The sequence below is a fragment of the Micromonospora sp. NPDC051196 genome (assembly GCF_040682415.1).
Classification (GTDB): Bacteria; Actinomycetota; Actinomycetes; order Mycobacteriales; family Micromonosporaceae; genus Micromonospora.
The window spans coordinates 56,056-79,387 of sequence record NZ_JBFBAY010000017.1 but is presented as its reverse complement, the minus strand read 5'-3'; the positions used below and the strand labels follow the sequence as shown (position 1 = coordinate 79,387).

Annotated in this window: 21 protein-coding genes; 10 read left to right on the top strand and 11 right to left on the bottom strand. The window is 71.4% G+C overall.

The window, feature by feature from the left end; translation table 11 throughout:
• Positions 1–62: 62 nt before the first annotated feature.
• Together AB0M35_RS25280 and AB0M35_RS25275 are read right to left on the bottom strand one after the other, a co-directional pair.
• Positions 63–1,688, bottom strand: a complete 1,626-nt coding sequence (locus AB0M35_RS25280; RefSeq protein ID WP_363748369.1) for an anibiotic ABC transporter — start codon at positions 1,686–1,688, stop codon at positions 63–65.
• A complete protein-coding gene (locus AB0M35_RS25275) occupies positions 1,685–2,593 on the bottom strand; it encodes an ABC transporter ATP-binding protein (protein WP_363748368.1) in 909 nt (302 codons plus the stop codon). Before AB0M35_RS25275 ends, AB0M35_RS25280 begins: the two co-directional genes overlap by 4 nt.
• A gap of 103 nt (positions 2,594–2,696) precedes the next feature.
• On the opposite strand from AB0M35_RS25275, the gene AB0M35_RS25270 reads away from it, so the two are divergent.
• Positions 2,697–3,500 (top strand): TetR family transcriptional regulator, encoded by an 804-nt coding sequence (locus tag AB0M35_RS25270; protein ID WP_363748367.1) that lies wholly within the window; start codon positions 2,697–2,699, stop codon positions 3,498–3,500.
• Positions 3,501–3,544: 44 nt separating this feature from the next.
• On the opposite strand, the gene AB0M35_RS25265 is transcribed toward AB0M35_RS25270, so the two are convergent.
• Positions 3,545–4,876 carry a carbohydrate-binding domain-containing protein gene (locus AB0M35_RS25265; RefSeq protein ID WP_363748366.1) on the bottom strand — a complete coding sequence of 444 codons (1,332 nt, stop codon included), beginning with the start codon at positions 4,874–4,876 and terminating at the stop codon, positions 3,545–3,547.
• A gap of 126 nt (positions 4,877–5,002) precedes the next feature.
• Complete coding sequence (gene glpK, locus AB0M35_RS25260) at positions 5,003–6,520, bottom strand: glycerol kinase GlpK (RefSeq protein ID WP_363748364.1); 1,518 nt, start codon at positions 6,518–6,520, stop codon at positions 5,003–5,005.
• A gap of 303 nt (positions 6,521–6,823) precedes the next feature.
• On the opposite strand from glpK, the gene AB0M35_RS25255 reads away from it, so the two are divergent.
• Positions 6,824–7,303 (top strand): ATP-binding protein, encoded by a 480-nt coding sequence (locus AB0M35_RS25255; RefSeq protein ID WP_363748363.1) that lies wholly within the window; start codon positions 6,824–6,826, stop codon positions 7,301–7,303.
• Positions 7,304–7,324: 21 nt separating this feature from the next.
• On the opposite strand, the gene AB0M35_RS25250 is transcribed toward AB0M35_RS25255, so the two are convergent.
• Entirely contained in the window at positions 7,325–7,639 is a 315-nt protein-coding gene (locus AB0M35_RS25250) for a TraR/DksA C4-type zinc finger protein (RefSeq protein ID WP_363748361.1), read from the bottom strand.
• A gap of 429 nt (positions 7,640–8,068) precedes the next feature.
• Between AB0M35_RS25250 and AB0M35_RS25245 the strand changes: the two genes are divergently transcribed.
• Genes AB0M35_RS25245 through AB0M35_RS25235 form a run of 3 tightly spaced genes read left to right on the top strand, consistent with a single transcriptional unit; the run spans position 8,069 to position 11,070 of the window.
• Complete coding sequence (locus tag AB0M35_RS25245; RefSeq protein WP_363748359.1) at positions 8,069–8,461, top strand: SCP2 sterol-binding domain-containing protein; 393 nt, start codon at positions 8,069–8,071, stop codon at positions 8,459–8,461.
• Positions 8,458–10,503 carry a glycogen debranching N-terminal domain-containing protein gene (locus AB0M35_RS25240; RefSeq protein WP_363748358.1) on the top strand — a complete coding sequence of 682 codons (2,046 nt, stop codon included), beginning with the start codon at positions 8,458–8,460 and terminating at the stop codon, positions 10,501–10,503. Before AB0M35_RS25245 ends, AB0M35_RS25240 begins: the two co-directional genes overlap by 4 nt.
• A 54-nt stretch (positions 10,504–10,557) precedes the next feature.
• Positions 10,558–11,070 (top strand): NUDIX domain-containing protein, encoded by a 513-nt coding sequence (locus AB0M35_RS25235; protein ID WP_363748356.1) that lies wholly within the window; start codon positions 10,558–10,560, stop codon positions 11,068–11,070.
• A gap of 54 nt (positions 11,071–11,124) precedes the next feature.
• On the opposite strand, the gene AB0M35_RS25230 is transcribed toward AB0M35_RS25235, so the two are convergent.
• On the bottom strand, positions 11,125–12,297 hold the full coding sequence (locus tag AB0M35_RS25230) for an LLM class flavin-dependent oxidoreductase (protein WP_363748354.1): 1,173 nt from the start codon (positions 12,295–12,297) through the stop codon (positions 11,125–11,127).
• Between the two features lie 168 nt (positions 12,298–12,465).
• On the opposite strand from AB0M35_RS25230, the gene AB0M35_RS25225 reads away from it, so the two are divergent.
• From AB0M35_RS25225 to smpB, 4 genes are all read left to right on the top strand, one after another.
• A complete protein-coding gene (locus AB0M35_RS25225; RefSeq protein ID WP_363748352.1) occupies positions 12,466–13,434 on the top strand; it encodes an aliphatic sulfonate ABC transporter substrate-binding protein in 969 nt (322 codons plus the stop codon).
• Complete coding sequence (locus AB0M35_RS25220) at positions 13,431–14,267, top strand: ABC transporter permease (protein WP_363748350.1); 837 nt, start codon at positions 13,431–13,433, stop codon at positions 14,265–14,267. Before AB0M35_RS25225 ends, AB0M35_RS25220 begins: the two co-directional genes overlap by 4 nt.
• A complete protein-coding gene (locus tag AB0M35_RS25215; protein WP_363748348.1) occupies positions 14,240–14,971 on the top strand; it encodes an ABC transporter ATP-binding protein in 732 nt (243 codons plus the stop codon). Before AB0M35_RS25220 ends, AB0M35_RS25215 begins: the two co-directional genes overlap by 28 nt.
• A 240-nt stretch (positions 14,972–15,211) precedes the next feature.
• Positions 15,212–15,703 (top strand): SsrA-binding protein SmpB, encoded by a 492-nt coding sequence (smpB, locus tag AB0M35_RS25210; protein ID WP_363748346.1) that lies wholly within the window; start codon positions 15,212–15,214, stop codon positions 15,701–15,703.
• Here the strand turns inward: smpB and AB0M35_RS25205 are convergent.
• From AB0M35_RS25205 to AB0M35_RS25185, 5 genes are all read right to left on the bottom strand, one after another.
• Positions 15,689–16,750 carry a hypothetical protein gene (locus tag AB0M35_RS25205; protein ID WP_363748344.1) on the bottom strand — a complete coding sequence of 354 codons (1,062 nt, stop codon included), beginning with the start codon at positions 16,748–16,750 and terminating at the stop codon, positions 15,689–15,691. The two genes, smpB and AB0M35_RS25205, sit on opposite strands and share 15 nt — an antisense overlap.
• A complete protein-coding gene (locus AB0M35_RS25200) occupies positions 16,669–17,793 on the bottom strand; it encodes a transporter substrate-binding domain-containing protein (protein ID WP_363748342.1) in 1,125 nt (374 codons plus the stop codon). The genes AB0M35_RS25205 and AB0M35_RS25200 overlap by 82 nt, the downstream gene beginning before the upstream one ends.
• Before the next feature lie 141 nt (positions 17,794–17,934).
• On the bottom strand, positions 17,935–18,345 hold the full coding sequence (locus AB0M35_RS25195) for a type II toxin-antitoxin system Phd/YefM family antitoxin (RefSeq protein WP_363748340.1): 411 nt from the start codon (positions 18,343–18,345) through the stop codon (positions 17,935–17,937).
• Between the two features lie 169 nt (positions 18,346–18,514).
• A complete protein-coding gene (locus AB0M35_RS25190; RefSeq protein WP_363748338.1) occupies positions 18,515–19,396 on the bottom strand; it encodes an MHYT domain-containing protein in 882 nt (293 codons plus the stop codon).
• A 169-nt stretch (positions 19,397–19,565) separates the two neighbouring features.
• Positions 19,566–22,346, bottom strand: a complete 2,781-nt coding sequence (locus AB0M35_RS25185; RefSeq protein WP_363748336.1) for a DEAD/DEAH box helicase — start codon at positions 22,344–22,346, stop codon at positions 19,566–19,568.
• Between the two features lie 151 nt (positions 22,347–22,497).
• Between AB0M35_RS25185 and AB0M35_RS25180 the strand changes: the two genes are divergently transcribed.
• On the top strand, positions 22,498–23,181 hold the full coding sequence (locus tag AB0M35_RS25180) for an HAD-IA family hydrolase (RefSeq protein ID WP_363748406.1): 684 nt from the start codon (positions 22,498–22,500) through the stop codon (positions 23,179–23,181).
• The last annotated feature ends 151 nt before the right edge of the window (positions 23,182–23,332 follow it).

The window sequence follows — 23,332 nt, the reverse complement described above, 5'->3', positions numbered from 1 at the left end:
AGTCTAGTGAGCTTCGCCGCAACAGCCCGCCGCCGCGCGGTCGGCGGGCCAGCGCGGCATCCTCATCGCGGGGTGTCGCGATGACGGAAGGTGGTCAGTCCGAGGGCCAGCAGCACGACCGCCACTGCGGTGAGGATAAGCAGGGGCAGTGCTGCCGGGTCGGCGGCGGGTACGGACGGCACGTGGGTGTAGGGCGACAGGTCGAGGGCGGCCGGTGGCAGGTCGAGCACCGGGCCGAGCTGGCCGAGCAGCAGGAAGGCGATCAGCGTCGTCCAGCTCAACGCGACCGACCAGCGCGGTAGCGCGCCGAACAGGACGGTCACCACCCCGGCGACCACCAGCAGAGCCGGCAGCCGCAGCAACGCCGCCCCGGCCAGCTCGACGGCCCAGCCGACCGGATCACCGGCGGCCAGGCCGTACCCGAGGCCGGTGGTGACTCCGGCCAGCAGCACCAGCACCGACGCGCCGAGGACTGCGCCGAGCACCTGCGTACCGAGCCACCGGGTGCGGCTGACCGCGGTGGCGAGCAGCGCCTCCAGGATGCCGTCGGACTCGTCGCTGCGGGTACGCAGCAAGGCCTGCACGACGTACGCCCCGATGGTCAGCGCGAACAGTCCGAGCATCGCGGCCAGGTAGGCGTCGACCAGCTCCGCACCGCCACCGAGCTGCGCGATCATCTCGGCGGCCTGCGGATTCTCCGCGATCATGGCGTCGACCTCGTGCCCGGCCACACCCATGGCGAGGCCGAGTACCGCCACCGCGACCGCCCAGCCGGCCAATGCCGCACGGTGCAGTCGCCAGGTCAACCCGGCCGGGCTGAGCAGCCCGGCCGCGGCCCGGGCGGGTCCGCGCCGCGCGGCGAGCAGACCCGCGCCGACGTCACGGCGTTCGGCCAGCAGGTAGGCCACGGCGATGCCGGCGACGAGCAGTGCGGTCGGCAGGGCGAGGACCCACCAGCGTTCCGCACCGAAGGCCCGGATCTGGGTGCCCCAGCCCAGCGGAGACAGCCAGGCGGGCCAGGCACTGTCCAGGTGGGTGCCGTCGGCACCACGCTCGCCGAGCACGTCACCGGCGGCACGCAGCAGGAACGCGACACCGACCGTGGCGGCGGCGAGGGCGTTCGCGCCGCGCGAGGTGACCGTGAGCTGAGCGGTGACGGCGGCGACGCCGGTGAAGGCGACGCCCACCCCGCCGACCGCGGCAGCCGCGGCCACCGATCCGGCGACCGGCAGGCCGGTGCCGACCAGCGCCAGGGCCAGCAGCCCGGCGGCCAGCACGTTGGCGCCCACCACCACGACCAGGGCGGCGGTGAGCAGGGCGTACCGGCCGACCGGGGCAGCGCCGAGCAGCTCCGCCCGGCCGGTCTCCTCGTTCTGTCGGGTGTGCCGGGTCACGGCGAAGGTGCTGAGCAGGGCGGCGAGCAGGGCCAGGGTCAGGTACGACTCGGTGACCACCACGGCGCCGACGTCGGCGCCGGCGATCGGACCGTTGAACGCCCGGGCGACCACGCTGGTGATCGCGGTTTCGGCGTAACCGAGGCGGGTCTGCTCGTCCGGGTAGAGCCCGGCGACGCTCTCGGCGATGGCGTACCCGATCAGGGGTGTGCCGAGCACCCAGATGCCCAGCCGGACCCGGTCGCGGCGGACCGCGAGCCGGGCCAGCCGGGCGGTGCCGGTGAAGGTGCTCATCGGTCACCGTCGCCGGAGGTGGTGACCGTGTCGCCGTAGTGCCGCAGGAACAGCTCCTCCAGGGTGGGTGGTGCGCTGGTCAGGGCCCGGACCTGGAAGCGCACCAGGTGACCGAGCAACGTGTCGAGGTGCGCCGGCTCGATCTCCAGCCGGACCCGGTCGTCGACCGTGCGGACCTCGTGCACGCCCGGCAGCTCCGCCACCCCGGTCAGCGGGCGTACGGTCTCGACGGTGACTGTGGTGCGGGCCAGATGCCGCAGCTCGGTGAGGGTGCCGGACTCCACGATGCGCCCGTCCCGGATGATGCTGACCCGGTCACAGAGCGCCTCGACCTCGGCCAGGACGTGACTGGAGAGCAGCACACTGGCACCGGCCCGGCTCAGCCGGCGGACCTCCTCCTGGAACACGGCCTCCATCAACGGGTCGAGCCCGGAGGTGGGTTCGTCCAGGACGTACAGTTCGACGTCGGAGGCGAAGGCGGCGACGATGGCGACCTTCTGCCGGTTGCCCTTGGAGTAGGTGCGGCACTTCCTCGTGGGGTCCAGTCCGAAGCGTTGCAGCAGTTCGTCGCGGCGGCGCTCGTCGAGGCCACCGCGCAGGGCGCCGAACAGGTCGATCGCCTCGCCGCCGGTGAGGTTGGGCCAGAGGTTGACGTCGCCCGGCACGTACGCCAGGCGCCGGTGCAGGGCTACCGCGTCGCGCCACGGGTCGCCGTCGAGGACCCGCACCTGGCCGGAGTCGCGGCGCAGCAGGCCGAGCAGGATCCGGATGGTGGTGGACTTGCCGGCGCCGTTGGGCCCGAGGAAGCCGTGCACCTCCCCTGGTTCCACCCGCAGGTCCAACCCGTCGAGGGCGCGTACGCTGCCGAAGGTTTTGATCAGGTTGTCGATGGCTATCACGGACATCGGGTGCCTCCCGCCGTACCAGTACGACTCACTGCACTGACCGATGGTAAGGCCCATCCGCGAGCCGTCCTACCGGCGGTCAGTGACGGTTACGCTCAACGGCATGACCTGGGCGGAGACCGACGGCACCCGCGAGCGGATCCTGCGTGCCGCGTTCGAGCTGTTCGCCGGGCACGGCTACCAGCGCACCTCGCTGCGCCAGATCGCCGAGCGCCTCGGGCTGACCAAGGCCGCGATCCTCTACCACTTCCCCAGCAAGGGGCACCTGCTCACCGCCTTGGCCGAGCCGATGGTCAGCGACCTGGAGAAGCTGCTGGACACCGCCGGGGCACTGCCACCCGGGCAGGCGAGGTGGACGCTGCTGGAGGGCTGGGTGGACACCATGCTGGAACATCGCGGTCGCCTCGGCATGCTCCTGCACGACCTCGCGCTGGTCGATCACGGCAGCACCTACCACCGGCTGCTGCGGATCGCGATGCGGGCCAACGAGATTCTCGCCGGCCCCGACCCGAGCCGCCGCGACCGGGTGCGGGCGGTGCAGGCGATCGCGATGTGCAGTGACCCGGTGGTGTTCCTCATGGAGGTACCCGCGCCGGTGCTCCGCGCGGACATGCTCGACGGCGTCCGCCGGCTGCTGGCCGACCCGCCGACCGCCGAGCAGCCCCGGGACAGCGACGCCGGCGGGGTCGCCTCCGTCGCCGACGGGTCGACGCGGGTCCACGGTAGGGCCGGGTCGGTGCTGGTCGGGCGGCGGCGACCCGGCAGGCCCCGGTCGTTGGGCCCGGAGCAACTGCTGGCGGCCCGCCGGATGCATGAGGCGGGCACGCACTCCATCGACGAGATCGCCGCCGCCTGCGGTGTTTCCCGGGCCACCCTGTACCGGCATCTCAATACTCCCGGCGAATAATGAGACGGTATTGAGTTGGTTTTGCGACAAGGTCGGCGCGGGGATCAGCGCACCAGGCCGAGGCCGGTGTACGTGCGCTCGTGCGCCGGGAAGTTCTCGGCGGTGTGCGGCGCGTAGATCCAGGTGCGCAGCGAGTCCGCCGCCGTGTCGATCTCGACCAGCCGGACCGGGTTGGTCCGCTTGGAGTGGAAGGTCTGGAGGAACGAGTAGACCCGGTTGCCGTGCACACCGGTGTCCACCCGCGACGCCGCCGTGCCGGTGTGCCCGGAGAAGACGAACCGGATGTTGGGGTAGCGCCGCACCAGGTTGTCGAAGACGTACTGCGGGCTGGTGGAACCGAACCCCGCGCTCTGCCCGATGCTCGCGTTGCTTTCCAGGTAGTGGTGGGTGACCACGACGACGTTGTGCCGCGGGTGGGCGGCGACGACGCGCTGCGCCCAGGCGACCGCCGCCCGCCGTGGCCACAACTCCAGGGTCAGCACCAGCCAGCTCACTCCCCCGGCCGGATAGGTGGCGTAGGCGTTGTCGACCTTGCCCGCCTCGAACTGGCCCTGCACCGCCCCGGAGCGCCCGGCGGTGAAGTACCGGTTGAACACCGTCGTGTCGCGCAGCAGCGGCCCGGCCGGGCTGCGCGGCTTGCCGTCCGGGCCGAAGACCTGGCCGTCGTGGTTGCCGATGGCCAACGTGTACGGCACCCCGGCCCGCTCCAGCGGGCGCAGTGCAGTGCTCGCCCGGACGTACTGGACGTGGTCCGGGGTGTCGTAGTTGACCACGTCCCCGGAGTGGGTGACGAAGCGCAGATCGAGCGCGTCGCGCTGCGCCACCAGCCAGTCGACCCGCTCCCGCAGCCGGTTGTCCGAGGCGTCCAGCACCTCCTCCTGGGTGTCGGGGACGACCGCGAAGCTGAACGTGGTATCGATCGGCGGCGCCGCCTCGATCCGGGCGTACGCCAGGTGCGCGTTGCGGTCGCACTCGCCGGTGTACCGGTCGTTGACCAGCTCGATCCGCACACTGTGCCGCCCCTCGGGCAGTGGCCCACCGACCCGATAGGCGCCATAGTCGGTGGCGCTGACCACCGCCACCTCACCGACCGGGGTGCCGCCCACGCTCACCCGGATGGTGGGCCACCCGTCGCAGTGGTCGCCGATCGCGCCCACGACCAGCGATCCGGAGCCCTGCACGGTGGTCAGCGCGTAGCTGGTGTTGCGCCACAGGGTGGCATGGGTGCCCGACACCGGCTTCGGTGTCCCGGTGGCCGGCTGGATGGATCCGTTGACCACGGTGAACGGCGACGACGCGGACGCGTTCGCCGATCCCGTCAGCACCCCGGCCGACAGTACGACGACGATCGCCACGATCGCACGCATGACCCGCATGGCCGCCCTTCTCCACGCCTGGCCCCGTGCCCGACATCGGGATGTTAAGCCACATCAGCCGGGTATGCCCGGCAACGATCCGTCAACCGGCGCGCCCCGCCGACGACCAGCCACCGGGACGTGAGGTCACTCCACGTCCACCCAGTCGAGCGTGCGCCGGACGGCCTTCTGCCAGCCCGCGTACCCGGCCGCGCGCTGCTGCGCCGACCAGGACGGGTGCCAGCGCCGGCTCTCGTTCCAGTTTTCCCGCAGCTCGTCGGTGTCCTTCCAGAAGCCGACGGCGAGCCCGGCGGCGTACGCGGCGCCCAGCGCCGTGGTCTCGGCGACCACCGGCCGACTGACCGGTACGCCGAGGATGTCCGCCTGCAACTGCATGCACAGGTCGTTCACGGTGACCCCACCGTCGACCTTGAGGCACTCCACGGCCACGCCGGAGTCCTGTGCCATGGCCTCGGCCACGTCCCGGCTCTGGTAGCAGATCGCCTCCAGGGCGGCCCGGGCGAGATGGGCGTCGGTGTTGTAGCGGGACAGCCCGACGATGGCGCCTCGGGCGTCGGCACGCCAGTACGGGGCGAACAGGCCGGAGAAGGCCGGTACGAAGTAGACCCCGCCGTTGTCGTCGACCTGCCGGGCGAGGTCTTCGCTCTGCGCGGCAGTCCTGATGATCTTCAACTGGTCGCGTAGCCACTGCACAGCGGAGCCGGTGACGGCGATGCTGCCCTCCAGCGCGTACACCGGCGGCTCACCAGCGAACTGGTAGCACACGGTGGTGAGCAGCCCAGCCTCCGAGCGGACGATCTCCGTACCGGTGTTGAGCAGCATGAAGTTGCCCGTACCGTAGGTGTTCTTGGCCTCGCCCGGCGCGAAGCAGACCTGCCCGACGGTGGCGGCCTGCTGGTCACCCAGGTCGCCGGTGATCCGGACCGGGCCGGCGAACGGGCCGTCGCGCAGGGTGGTGCCGTAGGCGTGCGGATCCGACGACGCGACGATCCGGGGCAGCATCGCGCGGGGGATGTCGAAGAACGACAGCAGTTCGTCGTCCCAGTCCAGGGTCTCCAGGTCCATCAGCATGGTGCGGCTGGCGTTGGTGGGGTCGGTGACGTGTGCACCGTTGTCGACGCCACCGGTCAGATGCCACAGCAGCCAGGTGTCGGTGTTGCCGAAGATCGCCTCACCGCGCTCGGCGGCTGCCCGCACCCCGTCGACGTTCTCCAGGATCCACTGGATCTTGCCGGCGGAGAAGTACGTTGCCGGCGGCACCCCGGCCCTGCGCCGGATGATCTCACCCCGTCCGTCGCGTTCCAGCGCCGCAGCGATGCGGTCGGTACGGGTGTCCTGCCAGACGATCGCGTTGTAGTAGGGCCGGCCGGTGCGCCGGTTCCACACCACCGTGGTTTCCCGCTGGTTCGTCACGCCCAGCGCGACCAGGTCGGAGGCGGCCAGGCTGTGCGTGTTCAGCGCGGTGCGCACCACCGTCCGGGTCCGTTCCCAGATCTCCAGCGGGTTGTGCTCCACCCAGCCGGCCCTCGGCAGGATCTGCTGGTGTTCCAGCTGGTGGCGACCCACCTCGTTGCCACCATGATCGAAGATCATGAAGCGGGTGCTGGTGGTGCCCTGGTCGACCGCGCCGACGAAGTCAGCCATGTCCGGGTCTCCTTGTCGTCCCTCGTCGCGCCCGGGCCACTGCGGGCGCCGTGCCCGGCCGTGCGGCAACCGAGTCCGGTGGCGAAGCATGGCGCGGGTTGAAGCAGAGCAAAGCACGGCCAGGGCACGGCGGCCACCACGCATCGCGTCATCGGGCCCGGACGGCATCGGCCCCCACGGCTCGCCGATCACCGCGAGCTGCGGCACTCAGATCACCAGGTCGGCCACCGCACCCAGGTCAGGGCGATTCTCTTGCCCTCGGGCAAGGGGTGCGGATGTCACCGGACAACGTAATCTGCCAGCATGAGCAACCTCGACCGACCGGACGTCAGCGGCCCGGACGGCGCGTCATCCGGCGGTGACGAGGTCGCCTCCCTGCTGTCGCTGTCCTTCACCGGGCAGACCGTGACCGCGCTACGACATCTGCTCGCCGCGCGGATCGCCGCCGCCGGCCTGCGCGGCGACGCGGCCGAGGATCTTGTCCTGGCCGTCCACGAACTGGTCACCAACGCTGTGCTGCACGGCGGCGGCCGAGGCCGACTGGAACTGTTCCGGCACGCCGACCGTCTGGTCTGCGAGGTGACCGACCACGGGCCCGGCGGCGCCGGCTTGACGGTGAACCTGCCGGCCACCGACACCCCGGGCGGCCGGGGGCTCTGGTTGGCTCATCAGTTGACCGGAGCGTTGACCCTCACCCACCGACCCGACGGCATGACCGCCACGGTCACCGCCCGGCTGATCACCGACGGTGCGTCCAACGAGGGCGGGCTGCCGTACCGGTAGGTCCCGGCAGCCCGCGCCCGGTCAGCGGTTCTGCTTCTGCTGGCAGGGTACGCAGAAACGGGCCTGCGGCAGGATCTCCAGGCGCTCGCGCGGGATCGCCGTGCCGCACTTCTCGCAGTCGCCGTAGCTCCCGCTGCTCAGCCGCCGCAGCGCGTCGGTGATCTGGGCAAGGCTCTGCCGGGTGGCGGCGATCAACGCGGCGTTGGTGTGGGCCTCGGCCGGGTCGCCGGTGTCCGCGGTCAGCTGGGTCAGCCGCGCGGTCTGCGTTTCGAACTCGTGCGTGAGCGTCGTTCTGAGTTCGGTCAGCCACTTCTGGTCATAGGTTTCGGTGCTCATGTCGGATCCCTCTCCCGGAAAAAGAAAAGGGTCGAAGCCTTTGGCTTCGCCCTTGGTCGTCCCTGTGGTTGGACGATTTCCGGAGGGCTCCGACCTGCGGGGCTCGGCTGGCCGTGACCAACCTGCCCGGAAACGCAGTCCGGACGGGTCGCCGCAGCCGACACCGGCGTCGCCGTGACAACGGCGACGCGGTTGAGCAGCGCGGCGGGGTACATCGAACCACCATAGACCCATCCGAGGCGCAAACCAACGGCAATATCCAGGACCCGAGGTGCCGGAACCGACGGCCCGACCGAGACGGCCCGTACGCGGATCAAAGCCGCTAAAGTGACAAACAGCGGCAGAGCCTGCGCTCATCGACCGCCCGTCCCGCTGGTCCGGTCCTCCGCTGTCGATCACCACCGGGTTGCGACCCTTGGAGTTGGTGCGATGTCGGAGTCGGTGCGGGCATTCTTCGACGACCTCGCGCACGGCGGGGGACGAATGCTACGGCAGGTTTCCGGCAGCGTCCGCTTCGATCTCGCCCACCCCGACGGCGTGACCCACTGGCTGGTCAGCATCGACCAGGGCCGGATCACCGTGTCCCAGGGCGGCACGGCAGACGCCGACACCGTGATCGGCGCCGATGAGGCGCTGTTTCTCCGGATGGCGCGCGGTGAGGTCAAGCCGCTGCCGGCCTGGCTGCGCAACGACTTCACCGCGGATGGCGAGTTCCGTTTCGTGATCATGCTGGAGCGCCTGTTCGCCCCGCCGAACGAGGCCCGCCATCCCCGGGTCGCTGCCGCTGGGCCGCCCCCGACGGACGATCGGGAAGCGCGATGAGACGAATGGTGCGCATCCTCGACGGCAACATCTTCGCGCTCAGCGAGGACAACGGGGACATGACGTTCAGTCCGCCCAGCCCGAGCGGGTTCTTCGCCTTCGACACCCGTTTCCTGTCCACCTGGCGGCTGAGCCTGAACGGAGAGCAGCTGCACCCGCTGGCGATTCACGAGCCGAGCTACTACGAGATCCGGTTCTTCCTGGTGCCCGGGAACCCGACCCACTACGTCGACGCGAAGGTCTCGGTCATCCGCGACCGGTGGATCTCCGACAGCAGCTTCACCGAACGTCTCATCGTGCTCAACCACACCGGCGAACCGGCCGACTACGTCATCCGCATCGACGTCGACAGCGACTTCGCGCCGATCTACAACGTGGTCTGGCCGCGGGCGTCACGGTTGCGCGGATACCGGGAGGTGTCGGACGACCGTCTGCGGCTCGGCTACCGGCGGGAGCGGTTCCACCGCGCCACGGAGATCTCGACCACCGAACCGGCCGACGTCGACGGCCATGGGATGACCTACCGGATCCGGGTCGACCGGCAGGGGCGGTGGAGCACCACGCTGAACGTCCGGAGCATGGTGCTGCGCCCGGACGGCGCCGACGTACGCGAACAGTTGGGGCATGTACACGGCCAGGTCGGCACCCAGTTGCGTCATGACCTCAGCCAATGGCTGACCGACGCACCGCGACTGCACTGTGACTGGCGGCCGCTGACCACGACCTACCAACGCGGCCTGGCGGACCTGGCCGGTCTGCGGTTCTCGCCACTCGCGATGCCGCACGAGACGATGCTCGCCGCCGGGCTGCCCTGGGCGGCCACCATCGTCGGCCGCGACGCCATCCTCACCTGCTTCCAGACCCTGCCCTTCGTCCCCCGGACTGCCGCCACCACGCTTCGGCTGCTCGCGTTGGATCAGGGCACGGTGCTCGACGACTTCCGGGACGAGGAGCCCGGCAAGATACTCAACGAGTTCCGGTACGGGGAGATGGCAGCGTTCGAGGAGCGGCCTCAGTCACCGTACTTCGGCGGTGCGGACGTCACGCCGCTGTTCGTCGTGCTGCTCGACGAGTACGAGCGGTGGACCGGTGACGGCAAGCTGGTCCGCGACCTCGAGGACGCCGCTCGTGCGGCCCTGCACTGGATCGACGAGTACGGCGACATCCGCGGTGACGGCTACATCTGGTACCAGCGACGCAACGATCGCAGCGGTGCCCTGAACCACTGCTGGAAGGACTCGCCGGAGGCGATCTGCTACCGCGACGGCCGGCTGCCCGGACTGCCCCGGGCCACCTGCGAACTACAGGGTTACGCGTACGACGCCAAACGGCGTGGTGCCCGGCTGGCGCGCGAGTTCTGGGGCGACCCGGCGTACGCCGACCGCCTGGAACGACAGGCCGAGGAGCTCAAGCAGCGGTTCAACCGGGACTTCTGGATCGACGACGGCGAGTACTTCGCGCTGGCGCTCGGCCCGGACGGCGACCACGTCGACGCCCTCGCCTCGAACATGGGCCACCTGCTGTGGAGCGGCATCGTGGACGAGTCCCGGGCCCCGGCGGTAGCCCGTCACCTGATGGGGGCCCAGTTGTTCTCCGGCTGGGGGGTACGGACGCTCGGCAAGGGGCAGGCCCGCTACAACCCGCTCGGCTATCACCTGGGCACGGTGTGGCCGTTCGACAACTCGTTGATCGCCGCCGGGTTGCGCCGGTACGGCTTCGTCGCCGAGGCGGGAGTCATCGCCGAGGCCATCATCGACGCCGCCCAGCACTTCGGCGGACGGATGCCGGAGTCGTTCGCAGGCTACGACCGGGACGTGACCCGGTATCCCGTGCCGTACCCGGCGGCGAACAGCCCGCAGGCGTCCGCGACGGGCGCCACCTTCCTTCTGCTGCGTACCCTGCTCGGCCTCGAACCGTACGGCGAACACCTGGTGGTCCACCCGGCGATACCGCAGCGATTCGGCCGGATCGAGCTGCTCGACATTCCCGGACGGTGGGGACGGATGGACGCGATCGGCAGCGCCCGCCTCGCCACACCCTGAACGCGGCGGACCCGGACCGGCGACCGGGGGCGTACGGCGGTAACGTGCAGCGGCATGACCGGAGTGTCCCACTCGCACTGCTCGTACTGCGGCTCCGCATATCCGGCACCGGCCGGTTGGCCTCGGCTCTGCACGGACTGCGGCCAGACGGTGTGGCGCAATCCCCTGCCCGTCGCGGTGGCGCTGCTGCCGGTACGCACGGCCAGTGGCCTCGGTGTGGTCGTCGTCCGGCGCGCCATCGAGCCCGCCCGTGGGCTGCTCGCGCTGCCCGGCGGCTTCATCGAGTACGGCGAGCAGTGGTCTGAGGCGCTGGTGCGCGAACTGTGGGAGGAGACCGGACTGGTCGCCGACGCGGAGGACGCCGAACTGGTCGCGGTGCAGAGCGCGCCGGCCGGCGGCACGCTGCTCATCTTCGGTGAACTGCCGACCCGCCCGGTGGAGGAGTTGCCGGCCTCGGCGCCGACGGCGGAGGCCACCGAGTGGCTGGTGCTGACCCAGCCGACCGAGTTGGCGTTCTCCACGCACACCGAGGTGTTGGCCGCCTTCTTCGCCCGCCACGCCAGCTGAGCTGCTGCTCCGCCGGCGGCGGTCGACTGCTCCGGCTGCCTCGACACCGCAGCCCTAACCACGCCCCGTCGGTACCGGCGGGGTGGCGAACGGGATGCCGGTGGGCTGGGAGACGGTCGCGGCCGGTCCGGCCGGGTGCCGCCACAGTCCACGCTCGCGCAACACCGGCAGCACCCCTTCGCCGAACCAGTACGCCTCCTCCAGGTGGGGCTGTCCGGACAGGACGAACTCGTCGATGCCGAGGGCGTGGTACTCGGCGATCCGATCGGCCACCTCGGTGTGGCTGCCCACCAGCGCGGTGCCCGCGCCGCCGCGGACCAGCCCGACGCCGGCCCAGAGATTCGGCGCGACCTCCAGGCCGTCGCGGGATCCGCCGTGCAGGTCGAGCATCCGGCGCTGTCCCTCCGACTCGCTGCGGCGCAGCCCCTCCTGGGCGGCCTGGATGTCGGCGTCGGCGATGCCGTCGAGCAGCCGTCGGGCTTGTGCCCACGCCTGCTCGCTGGTGTCGCGGGCGACGACGTGCAGCCGGATGCCGAAGCGGACGGTGCGTCCGGCCTCGGTGGCCAGCCCGCGGATCCAGTCGAGCTTCGCGGCGACCTGCGCGGGCGGCTCACCCCAGGTGAGGTAGACGTCGCTGTGTCGGGCCGCAACCGGACCGGCGGCGGCGGACGACCCTCCGAAGTAGACAGGCGGCACCGGGTCGGGTAGCCGGGCCAGCCGCGCCCGCTCGACCCGGACGTGCTCACCGACGTGGTCGACCGTGTCGCCACCCCACAGCGCCCGCACCACGTGCAGGAACTCGTCGGTACGGGCGTACCGGGCGTTCTTGTCCAGGAAGTCGCCGTAGGCGCGCTGCTCGTGGGCCTCGCCACCGGTGACCACGTTGACCAGCAGCCGCCCACCGGAGAGGCGTTGGAAGGTGGCTCCCATCTGCGCCGCCAGGGTCGGCGAGAGCAGGCCCGGTCGGAAGGCCACCAGGAACTTCAGTCGCTCGGTGACCTCGGTCAGCATCGCGGTGCTCAGCCAGGCGTCCTCGCACCAGGCTCCGGTTGGCGTGAGCGCCCCGACGAAGCCCAACTGTTCGGCCGTACGGGCGATCTGGCCGAGATAGGCGACGGTCGGTGGACGGGAGCCGCCGGCCCTGCCCACCGGCACCCCGTGACCACCGCCGACGATGTCCCGGCTGTCGCCGTACGTGGGCAGAAACCAGTGGAAGGTCAACGACATGGCTCGATCCTCCGGGCGAGGGGGGCTGGTCCGACCGCCCGTCCGGGCTGGACTCAGGACGGCCACCCGAACAGACTACCCATAAAACCTATCGGGTTAGTAGGCTGATGCCGCCGCTAAACGTTCATCGATGTTCACCGGATCCCGTTTCGCTGTCGAGGAGCCCTCATGCGTACCCCTGCCCCGCGTCGTTCCCGCGTCACCGCCGTCCTGACGGTGCTCACCCTGGTCGCCCTCGGGACGCTGACCGGCTGCGCCGGCGAGCCGACCGGTGGGGACGACGGCACGCCCCGACTGCGCATCGGCTACCAGCGTTTCGGCGGGCTGAGCCTGGTCAAGGCCCGAGGTGCGGCGCCGGACGCCGAGTGGTCGCTGTTCGAGAGTGGGCCGGCGCTGACCGAAGCACTCAAGGCGGGCTCGATCGACATCGGCCAGACCGGAGAGGCACCGCCGATCTTCGCCGCCGCCGGCCGGATCCCGTTCCAGATCATCGGCACCTCGGAACCGATTCCGCAGGGCGAGGCCGTACTGGTCAAGGAGGACTCCGGGCTGCGCACCTTCGCCGACCTCAAGGGGCGCACAGTGGCACTCAACAAGGGATCCAACGTGCACTGGCTGCTGGTCCGGCTGCTGGAGGCACACAACCTCACGTTGCAGGACATCAACGTCAAGTACCTCAAGCCCGCCGAGGCCCGGCCCGCCTTCGACAACGGGCAGGTCGACGCCTGGGTCATCTGGGACCCCTACTTCGCCCTCGCCGAGCGCCCCGGGGTGCGGATCCTCGCCGACGCCACCGGCCTGGCCAGCAACCGCGAGTACGTGCTGGCCCACCCGGACGCGTTGACGAACAAGTCTCCGCAGATCGAGACGTTCCTGCATACCTACCGCACGGTCACCGACTGGGGCATCGCCAACCCGACCGAACGGACCGCGGTGCTCGCCCCGGAACTGAAGATTCCCGAGGACACCACCAGCCGGGCCCTGGCCCGCAGCGCCCGCGCCCTGGCGCCGGTCACCCCGGCGGTCGGTGACGAGTTGCAGGCCATCGCGGACGGCTTCGCCACCCTCGAACTCATTCCCGGCCCGGTGGACATCCGCGCCCGGATCGACGCCCGCTTCACCGAGGTGTTCCGGTGACCAGGGCGACCGTCGTACCGCTGGCGCCGGTCACCGCACCGGCCACCGAGCCGGGCGTACCCCGACGGCCCGGGCGTCTCCTGGCCTGGCGTCGGCTGACCACTCCGCTGCTGCTGGTCGTCGGTTGGGAACTGGCGGCCCGGTCCGGGCTGCTGGCGGCGGAGAAGTTACCGGCACCCAGCACGGTGCTGGCCACCGGTTGGCGGCTGACCCGTGACGGCACCCTGCTGACCCACCTGCTCGACTCCCTCACCCGGGCGGGCGTCGGGCTGCTCATCGGCGGCGGACTCGCCGTACTGCTCGGCGCGCTCGCCGGGCTGCTGCGCATCGGCGACGACCTGGTCGATCCGCCGGTGCAGATGGCTCGGATGCTGCCGCACCTCGGATTGGTGCCGCTGCTCATCATCTGGGTCGGCATCGGCGAGTCACTGAAGGTCAGCCTGGTCGCCCTCGGCGCCTTCTTCCCCCTGTACTTCAACACCTACGCCGGCATCAGGGACATCGACGAACGGCTGGTCGAGGCGGCCCGTACCTGCGGACTGGGGGCGCTCGCCCGGCTGCGACACGTGGTGCTGCCGGGCGCACTGCCCGCACTCTTCCTCGGCCTGCGACTGGCCATCGGCGCTGCCTGGCTCAGCCTCGTGGTCGGCGAGCAGGTCAACGCCCAGACCGGCATCGGCTTCCTGATGATGGAGGCCCGCGAGTTCAGCCAGACCGACGTGGTGGTCCTCGGCCTGCTCGTCTACGCCCTGCTCGGCCTGCTGTCCGACGTCACCATCCGGATCGTGGAAAGGAGGGCGCTGACATGGCGTCGCGGACTTCGGGCGGTCTGACCGACCGGGCGACGGTGCTCACCGCCACCGGCGTACGCCGCCGCTTCGGTGCCAGCACGGTGCTGACCGGCGTAGGATTGGCCATCGCGCCGGGTGAGGTGGTCGCCCTGCTCGGCGGCAGCGGCTCCGGCAAGAGCACCCTGCTGCGGGTGCTCGCCGGCCTCGACGACGAGGCCACCGGCGAGATCGTGCTGCACGGCAGGGCCGCGGTGGTGTTCCAGGAACACCGTCTGCTGCCGTGGAAACGGGTGGCGGACAATGTCGCGCTCGGACTGAGCGGCCCGGACGTGGCCGACCGGGTCGCCCGGGCGCTGGCGGAGGTCGGCCTCGCCGATCGGCACCGGGCCTGGCCCGCCGAACTCTCCGGCGGGCAGGCGCAGCGGGTAGCGGTCGCACGGGCCCTGGTACGCGAACCGGACCTGCTGCTGCTCGACGAACCGTTCGGCGCGCTCGACGCGCTCACCCGGCTGCGCATGCAGGGCCTGCTACGCCGGCTGCGCACCGAACACGGCTTCGCCGCACTGCTGGTCACCCATGACGTGGAGGAGGCGCTGCTGCTCGCCGACCGCCTGCTCGTCCTGGAGGCCGGTGTCATCGCCGAGGAACTGCCGGTTCACCTCGGGTCCACCCGGTCTCCGGAGGACCCGGCCTTCGGCGCGCTGCGCCGCCGCCTGCTCGACCGCCTCGGCGTACCTGCCCTGTGAGGCCGACGCGCGGCCGGGAACCGGTTGTCCGGTCCTCGGCCGCGCCGGTGCCGCCCCAGGTCAGCCGAGGGCGAAGCCGGCGAACAGCAGCGCGGCCAGGCCGAGCGCGAGAACCAGGTTGAACACACACCCGCCAGCCGTGAACCGGGCCCCGGACGAGGGTGTCGATCCGGTCGGTGACCAGGCCGCGCGCTGCGGCGGCCGTGGGCACCCGTCACGGGGGCGGATATCCTTCGCCGGGTGAGCACCTCCCGGAGCGGCGAACGGACGCTGGTCGCGTCGAACCGCAAGGCCCGGCACGACTACACCATCCTCAAGACGTACGAGGCCGGGATCGTGCTGGCCGGCACCGAGGTCAAGTCGCTGCGAGCCGGTCGCGTCTCGCTGGTCGACGCCTTCGCGCAGGAACGCGACGGAGAGATCATGCTCTACGGCCTGCACATCGCCGAGTACGGCTACGGCAGCTGGACCAACCACGCCCCCCGCCGGACCCGCAAGCTGCTGCTGCGCCGGGTGGAGATCGCCCGGATCCTGGCCCAGATCCGGGAGGGCGGGTTCACCCTGGTACCGCTGTCGATGTACTTCTCCGGCGGCTGGGCCAAGGTCGAACTCGCCGTGGCCAAGGGTCGCCGGTCGTACGACAAACGCCAGGCGCTCGCCACTCGTGACGCGGACCGGGAGATCGCCCGTGAGCTGGGCCGTCGCCTCAAAGGGCGGTCACGGCCCGGCTGACGGCGTCGCCGACGGCAACGGCAACGGCACCAGGCCGCCGCAGCGCGGGTCCGGCGCACCCACCGGTCGGCGCGGCATGAGCCACTCCAGCGCGGTGTCCTCCACCGGCCACCCGGCCACGTTCACCCGGCTGCTCGGCACCCGGTCCGCGTCCGGGCAGAGCACCTGCGCCCGAACGTCGTCATTGGGCAGGAAGCGGACCTCGCCGGAGCGGCTCAGGACGATGGTCATCCGGTCGGTCACCGTCACCGCCTCGCCCAGCACCACCTCCTGGGTGTCCGGCTGGCCGACCTCGACGGCCACCGCCGGCAGCAGCGGAACGCGCAGGAACACCGCACCCGTCAACAGCGGCATCAGCGCGCCGACCGCGTAGATGACCACCCGGGTCACGGCCGGGGCCATCCGCGCCGGCACCGGGCCGGTCAACACCAGCGCACCGGCGGGCGGGAGCGCCAGCAGCAGGGCCGTGGCCAGTTCGCCGTGCCCGAGCGCCGACCGGATGGCCGGGGCCAGGCAGGCGTAGCCGACCGCCGCGACGACGACCGGCACGATCAGGCCGGTGGCCAGCAGCAGTCGCGGGCGGTCAGGGTACCGGCTGCGGATGTGCAGGGCGATCAGCCACACCAGCAGCATCACCAGGCCCGGCAGGAACCGCAGCTGCCAGGTGAGGGTGGCGAGTGCGCCCGTCACCACCAGCACCCAGCCTGGCGTACGCGCGGCGGCGTAGGCGAGCAGCGACCGCTCCGGGTCGAACCGCTCGGGCGCGCTGACCTGCAACAACCGGCCGAGTACGACCGGTACCAGCACCACCAGCGGCACCGCCCAGACCAGCGCGATGAGCAGCGCGCTGAGCAGCCCGAGCGGGCTGACGTACTGCACGAGCAGCAGCATCGTCGACATGTCCTGCCGACTGAGCCGCCACAACCGCAGCACCAGCAGCAGTAGCGGAAAGGCGGGCAGCAGCGTCAGCAGCCACTGCTGCGTCTGGCGCGCACCCGAGTGACTGCGGGCGACAGACCCGTCCGTGGTTGGTTCGGGTGCCGCCATGCGAACCTCTCCCAGGGCCACTGCCGCACCTCCACCTTGTCCGCCGGGCCGGGCGGCGGTTGCCGGTCGACCGCAACCTGCTGCTCGTCGTTGTACTGCTGGGCGTAGCCGAGGTAGCGGTCGAAGGCGGCCCGCCACCGCTTGCCGTTGCGACCGGTACGCGCCTCCTCCAGCGAGAGATTGACCAGGTCACGCATGGCCCGGTCGGGGCCGGTGTTGACGCCCCACAGCTCATCACCGTCGGCGCCGATGTCGAAATGACGCAGCGGTTTGGGATTCGTCAGCTTGTTCACCGGTGGTGCCTGCTCGACGGGGGGCGGGGCCACGAATCCGGCCAGGATCGCCGCATCGGTGGTCACCGCGTCGATCTTGCCGTCGTACAGCTCCTGGATGCACTGGCTGATCCGGTTGCGGCCATGGGCCTTCGCGCCGGCCGCGGTCAGGTTCCGCTCGGCCGTCGAGGTCGCCAGCGTGCAGACCTTCCGGCCGGCGAGGTCGTTGAAGGTGGTCGGTCGCAGGTCGCTGTCGGCACGGGTGACCACCGACTGTTCGGTCTGTAGGTACGGTGCGGAGAAGACCACACCCTGCCGCCGGCGGTCGTCGGTGATGCTGTACGAGGCGATGACCAGATCTACCGTGACGTAACGGCCGTCGGGAGTGCGCGCCTGCCGACGGGCTCGGTCCTCGCTCTCGATGGGCAGGAACCGCACCCGGGGCGCGTCGAAGCCGAGATCCTCCGCGATCATGTAAGCGATCTCGATGTCGAAGCCCGCGAACGCGCCGTTCTCCAACAGCTGCGACACTCCCGGCTGATCATCCTTCACGCCGACGAGCAACTCCTGCTTACCCGTGAGCCCGGCGCGTTCCCGCAACTGATCACGGCTGGGTGGGCCGGTCACGCTGACCACCCGCACCACCGTGACCGCGGCCACCACCAGCAGGACGAGCAACGCGGCGAGACGCAGCCACCGCGTGCGGGCCGTCCGGTCGGGGCTGGCGGGCCGCTGTGGGGGCGCGCCGGTCGGTGCTTCGAACTCGCTCATCGTCACCCCCGGCTACAGCCATCGTGAGGGTCTATTGTGGCCGACCGGTGCCATCGGGATGACCGCGGTTACCCAAGCGAGATGCAGGACAGGCTCGACGGGCGACTGATGGTCGGCGATCGGTCGCTGATTCGCGGCCGATCAGCCGGCGAGCAGGTCAGCGTGCGCCGCGCGCAGCCGGGCCAACTCGGCATCACCCGGCGTGGCCCGGCGCTCCAACTCGGCCCACACCGCGGCGAGCGCCGCTCGCATCGCACGAAGTTCGGCGGCGTGACGGCGACCAGCCTGCTCGCGCTGCGCTTCGAGGCGCCGGGACCAGCCCGCGGTGACCTCGGCGAGCCGGCCGGCGTCAGCGCGAGCCTGGGCGGCACTGCGGGCGGCGTCGGCCGGCACGATGGCGGCGACCGGCCGGGAGTCGCCGTCGCGGGTGACCACGGTGACGGTGTCGGTCAGCTCCGCCATCGCGACGAGCTGACTCAGTCGGGTACGCGCCTCGCGCAACGGCAACGAGCGCGGCGGGGTGTTGCGCGGGGTGAGGGCGGGGACAGCCATGAATACATGATGAGTACCGGGTACGACACTTTCCGCAACCGTCCATCAGGGACCGTAGCGGGATCGGCGGTCAGCAGCGCCCGTCCGCACCGGAAAGCCCTCCCTGACCGCCCTCGGCCGTGGCCCTGACCAGCGACGCTGGCCGGGACCACGGCCGGTCCGAGCGGGATCAGCGCGGCGGGCGGTCCCGCCGGGACGGGAACTGGGCACCAGGGCGGGCCAGGGTGGAGCGTGCACGCAAGCCCACCGGGTCCGGCGTGTCGACGGCGGCCGGGGCGGGTGCCGGGGCCCGCCGGGCGGCCAGGTAGGCCGCCGCGGCGCGGTCCTCGTCGGTGGGCGCCGCGAGCAACGCGTAGACCAGCCCCACCACGCCGAAGATCACGAGAAGCACGATCGGAACCAGCAGACTGCCCACCTCCGCTCCGGCGACCTCCCCCCGCTGCTCGTGCAGGTGCACCGACAGGGCGCTCATCCCGGTGAAGTGCATGCCGTTCACCGCCAGACCCATCACCAGCGCCGAGGCGAAGATCGCCACGCCTCGACGGACCGTCACCGCGAGCCACAGCGCGACGGTGGCGGCGACCACGGCGATCAGCACGGAGAGCGCGACCCGGGTCGGGTCGTAACCCAGTTCGCCGTTCAGTCGCATCGCGGCCATGCCGGTGTAGTGCATCGCCGCCACCCCGGCGCCGGTGAACAGACCGCCGGCGAGCACGCGTACGGTCGACAGCCGGCCGGTGCCGACGATGGCCAACCCGATGCCGACAGCCACCACCGCGAGCAACGCGCTGACGACGGTGACCGGCACGTCGTACCTGATCCGGGAGCCGCTCACGGCGAAGCCGAGCATCGCCATGAAGTGCATGGTCCAGATGGCGGTGCCGCCGAGGGCCCACGCCGCGAGCGTCCCCCACCACGCCCGCTGGCCGGCACTCGACGCGGTACGGATCCGGCCCGCACAGATCAGGCCGAGAATGGAACCCAGCACCGACAGCGCGTAACTGAGCGCAGGTGTGATCCATCCGTACTCAAAGTGATTGATATCCGCCACGGCGGCTCCCCCCAGAGCATCTACCGGCGCGCGGCTGACGCGCCGGTAGAATGATCGGGGAAGCGTTCACCAGGCACAATAGGATCAGTTGTCCTGTGCAAACCGTTGCCGTTCGGTGACATCACCATCCGTCAGCCGGTGTTGACGTGACGTCGAGTGACGAAGCGGGTCAGGCTGGCGCGTGGTAGGCGAGCACTCCCCGGTTGACGACACCGATCGCCTGCCGGGCGGTGGCCCGGAGGTCGGCCGAGGCGCCACCGGAGTCGGCGATCTGACCGAGCAGATCCACCACCTGACGAGCCCACCGGACGAAGTCACCGGCCGGCATCTCGCCATCGAGTTCGTGACCGCTGGCCAACACCTTGGCCAACGCCTCCCCCCGGGCCCACCGGTAGATCGGCCAGGCGAAGCCCAGGTCCGGTTCGCGGGTCACGGCCAGGCCACGGGCGGCCTCGTCGGACTCGATCTCGCTCCACAGCTTCAAGGTCGAGTCGACCGCCTCGGCGACCGGACCGCGCGGCAGGGACGCCCGTTCGTCGACGTCACGCCGGGCCTCGAAGACCACCACGGAGACTGCGGCAGCCAGTTCGGCCGGCGACAGTCCGTCCCAGACCCCCCGCCGCAGGCACTCCGCCACCAGCAGGTCGGCCTCGGTCCAGATCCGTCCCAGCATCCGCCCGGCGTCGGTCACCTCGCCCTCGGCGGTGAGATAGCCCCGGGCGGTCAGCAGCGCGACGATCCGGTCGAAGGTACGCGCCAACGATCCCGTCCGACCGGCCACCCGCTCACGCAACTCCTCGGTGTCGCGCTCCAGCCGGCGACGGCGCTCCGCCCAACGGGCGTGCTCCTCCCGCTCTGGGCAGGCGTGACAGGGGTGCCGCCGCAACTCGGCGCGCAACTGGGTGAGCTGATGGTCCTCGCCCGACTGCCGGCCCCGGGCGCCCCGGCGGCTGTGCCGGTCCAGGCCGGTGCCGCTGACCTGCGCCGCCAGGTCACGACGGGCCGCCGGGTTACGCGGGTTGAAGTGCTTGGGCACCCGGATGCGGGCCAGCACCTCGGCCGGCGTGGTGAAGTCGCCGGGGCTGATCCGCCCGGCCCAGCGGTCCTGGGTCAGCACCAGCGGACGCGGCTCGCTGAATCCACCGGCGGCCGGGTCGAGCACCACGGCCAGGCCGGCGCGCCGACCCGACGGCACCCGGATCACGTCACCGACGCGCAGCCGCTCCAACGCGGCCACCGCCGCCGCCCGGCGCTGGCTCTGGCCCTGCCGGGCGAGCGCCCGCTCCCGGTCGCCGATCGACACCCGCAGCGCGAAGTACTCGTCGAAGTCGCCGTGGTGGCACTCCGCCTCCACGCCGTACGCCTCGATGGTCTCGGTGTTGCGCTGCACCTGCCGGGCCAGGCCGACCACCGACCGGTCCGCCTGGAACTGGGCGAACGAGGACTCCAGCAGCGCGCGGGCCGGCTCGGCGCCGACGCTGCCGACCAGGTTGACCGCCATGTTGTACGAGGGTCGGAAGCTGGACCGCAGCGGGTACGTGCGGGTGGAGGCCAGCCCCGCCACGTGCCGGGGATCGGTTTCCGGGGACCACACCACCACGGCGTGCCCCTCCACGTCGATGCCCCGGCGCCCGGCCCGCCCGGTGAGCTGCGTGTACTCCCCCGGCGTCAGGTCGACGTGCGCCTCGCCGTTGTACTTGACCAGGCGTTCCAGCACCACGCAGCGGGCCGGCATGTTGATGCCCAGGGCCAGGGTCTCAGTGGCGAAGACCGCCTTGACCAGCCCACGGACGAACAACTCCTCGACGACCTCCTTGAACGCCGGCAACATCCCGGCGTGGTGGCTGGCCAGCCCGCGCTCCAGACCGTCGAGCCACTCCCAGTAACCCAGCACCGACAGGTCTTCACCGGGGATGGCCGTCACCCGGGACTCCACCACCCGGCGGATCTCGGCCCGCTCCTCGGGCGAGGTCAACCGCAGGCCGGCCGCCAGGCACTGCTGCACGGCCGCGTCGCAGCCGGCCCGGCTGAAGATGAACAGGATCGCCGGCAGCAAGCCCTCGCGGTCCAGCCGGTCGACGATGTCCGGCCGCAGCGGCCCCCGCCAACGCGGTCCCCGGCGCCCGCCGCCCGGCCCGGCGGAGCGCCCCTCGCCCAGATCGAGGCGACGCACCGTCTCCCGGGTGTAGCGCAGCAACTCCGGGTGCACGTCGTGCTTACGGGCGGCCGCCGCGTCGTGGAACAGGTCGAACATCCGCTTGCCGACCAGCATGTGCTGCCACAGCGGCACCGGCCGGTGCTCGCTGACCACCACCGTGGTCTCCCCGCGTACGGTGATCAGCCAGTCGGCGAACTCCTCGGCGTTGGACACCGTCGCCGACAGCGACACCAGGGTGACCGAGGCGGGCAGGTGGATGATGACCTCCTCCCACACCCCGCCCCGGAACCGGTCGGCGAGGTAGTGCACCTCGTCCATCACCACGTACGCCAGGCCCTCCAGGGTGGCCGAGCCGGCGTAGAGCATGTTGCGCAGCACCTCGGTGGTCATCACCACCACCGGCGCGTCGCCGTTGATGGCGTTGTCGCCGGTGAGCAGCCCGACCTGCTCGGCGCCGTAGCGGTCGACCAGGTCGTGGTACTTCTGGTTGGACAGCGCCTTGATCGGCGTGGTGTAGAAGCACTTGCGCCGGGCGCCGTCGGTCGGCGCCGGCTGGCCGGGAGTGCCCCGCAGCGCCAGGTGTACGGCGAACTCGCCCACCACCGTCTTGCCGGCGCCGGTGGGCGCGCACACCAGCACGCCACTGCCCCGCTCCAGCGCCTGACAGGACTCCCGCTGGAAGTCGTCCAGGTCGAACCCGAGATCGGAGGTGAACTCTTCCAGCGCCGGGAACTGTGAGGCCTGGGCGGCCCGGCGGCGCGCCGCGGCGTACCGCTCGGCGGGGCTCGACATGCCTCAAGATTAGTCCGTACGCCTGACAGGTACCCGGCAAGGCCGACCGGCAGCCGGGTCGGAGTGGGTCGGTAGGGTGCACCACGTGCCGGATCATGCCGAACCGACCGACCCCGTACGCGATGTCCAGCCGACCCCGTCCCGCCGTCCGGTGGAGGCGGTACTGCTCGACTTCCACGGCACGCTCGCCCAGGTGGAGGAGCCCCGCGATTGGGTCCTGGCCGCCGCGGCGACGTGCGGCGTGGAACTCGACCGGGTCCGGGCCACCTCGCTGGCCGATCGGCTGCTCACCGCGGGCCGGGCCGGCGGGCCACTACCGGCCCGGGTGCCACCGCACCTGGCCGAGTTGTGGGCCGACCGGGATCTCTACGAGCACGCCCATCGGGGCGCGTACACCGGACTGGCCGCCACGGTCGACGCCGGCATCGACGGTTTCGCCGACGCCCTCTACGAGCGGGTGCTGGTGCCGGAGGGCTGGGTACCGTACCCGGACACCGCCCCCACCCTGGCCGCACTGCGGTCGGCCGGGGTACGGGTGGCGGTGGTCAGCAACATCGGCTTCGACATCCGCCCGCACTTCGCCACCTGGGGCCTCGCCGACCTCGTCGACGCCTTCGTGCTGTCGTACGAGGTGGGGCGTTGCAAGCCCGACCCGGCGATCTTCTGGCGGGCCTGCGGCATGCTCGGCGTCGACCCCGAGCGCGCCCTGATGGTCGGCGACACCCCGGCCGACGCGGCAGCGGTGACGGCCGGCTGCGCGGCGCTGGTGCTCCCGACCGCCGACGTCGGCCACCCCAACGGCCTAGGCTCCATCCTCCCCCTAACCCACCCCTGACCCACCCCTCCCCGCGCCCCTCCCTCCCGCGCCCCACCCCGCCCGTGCTCCACCCGCGCGTGCCCCGCCCGTGCCCCGCCCCACGCGTGCCCCGCCCTGCTCCGCCCCGCGATCTTGCAGTTTTGGTCGCTGACATGCCCTATTCGCGCCT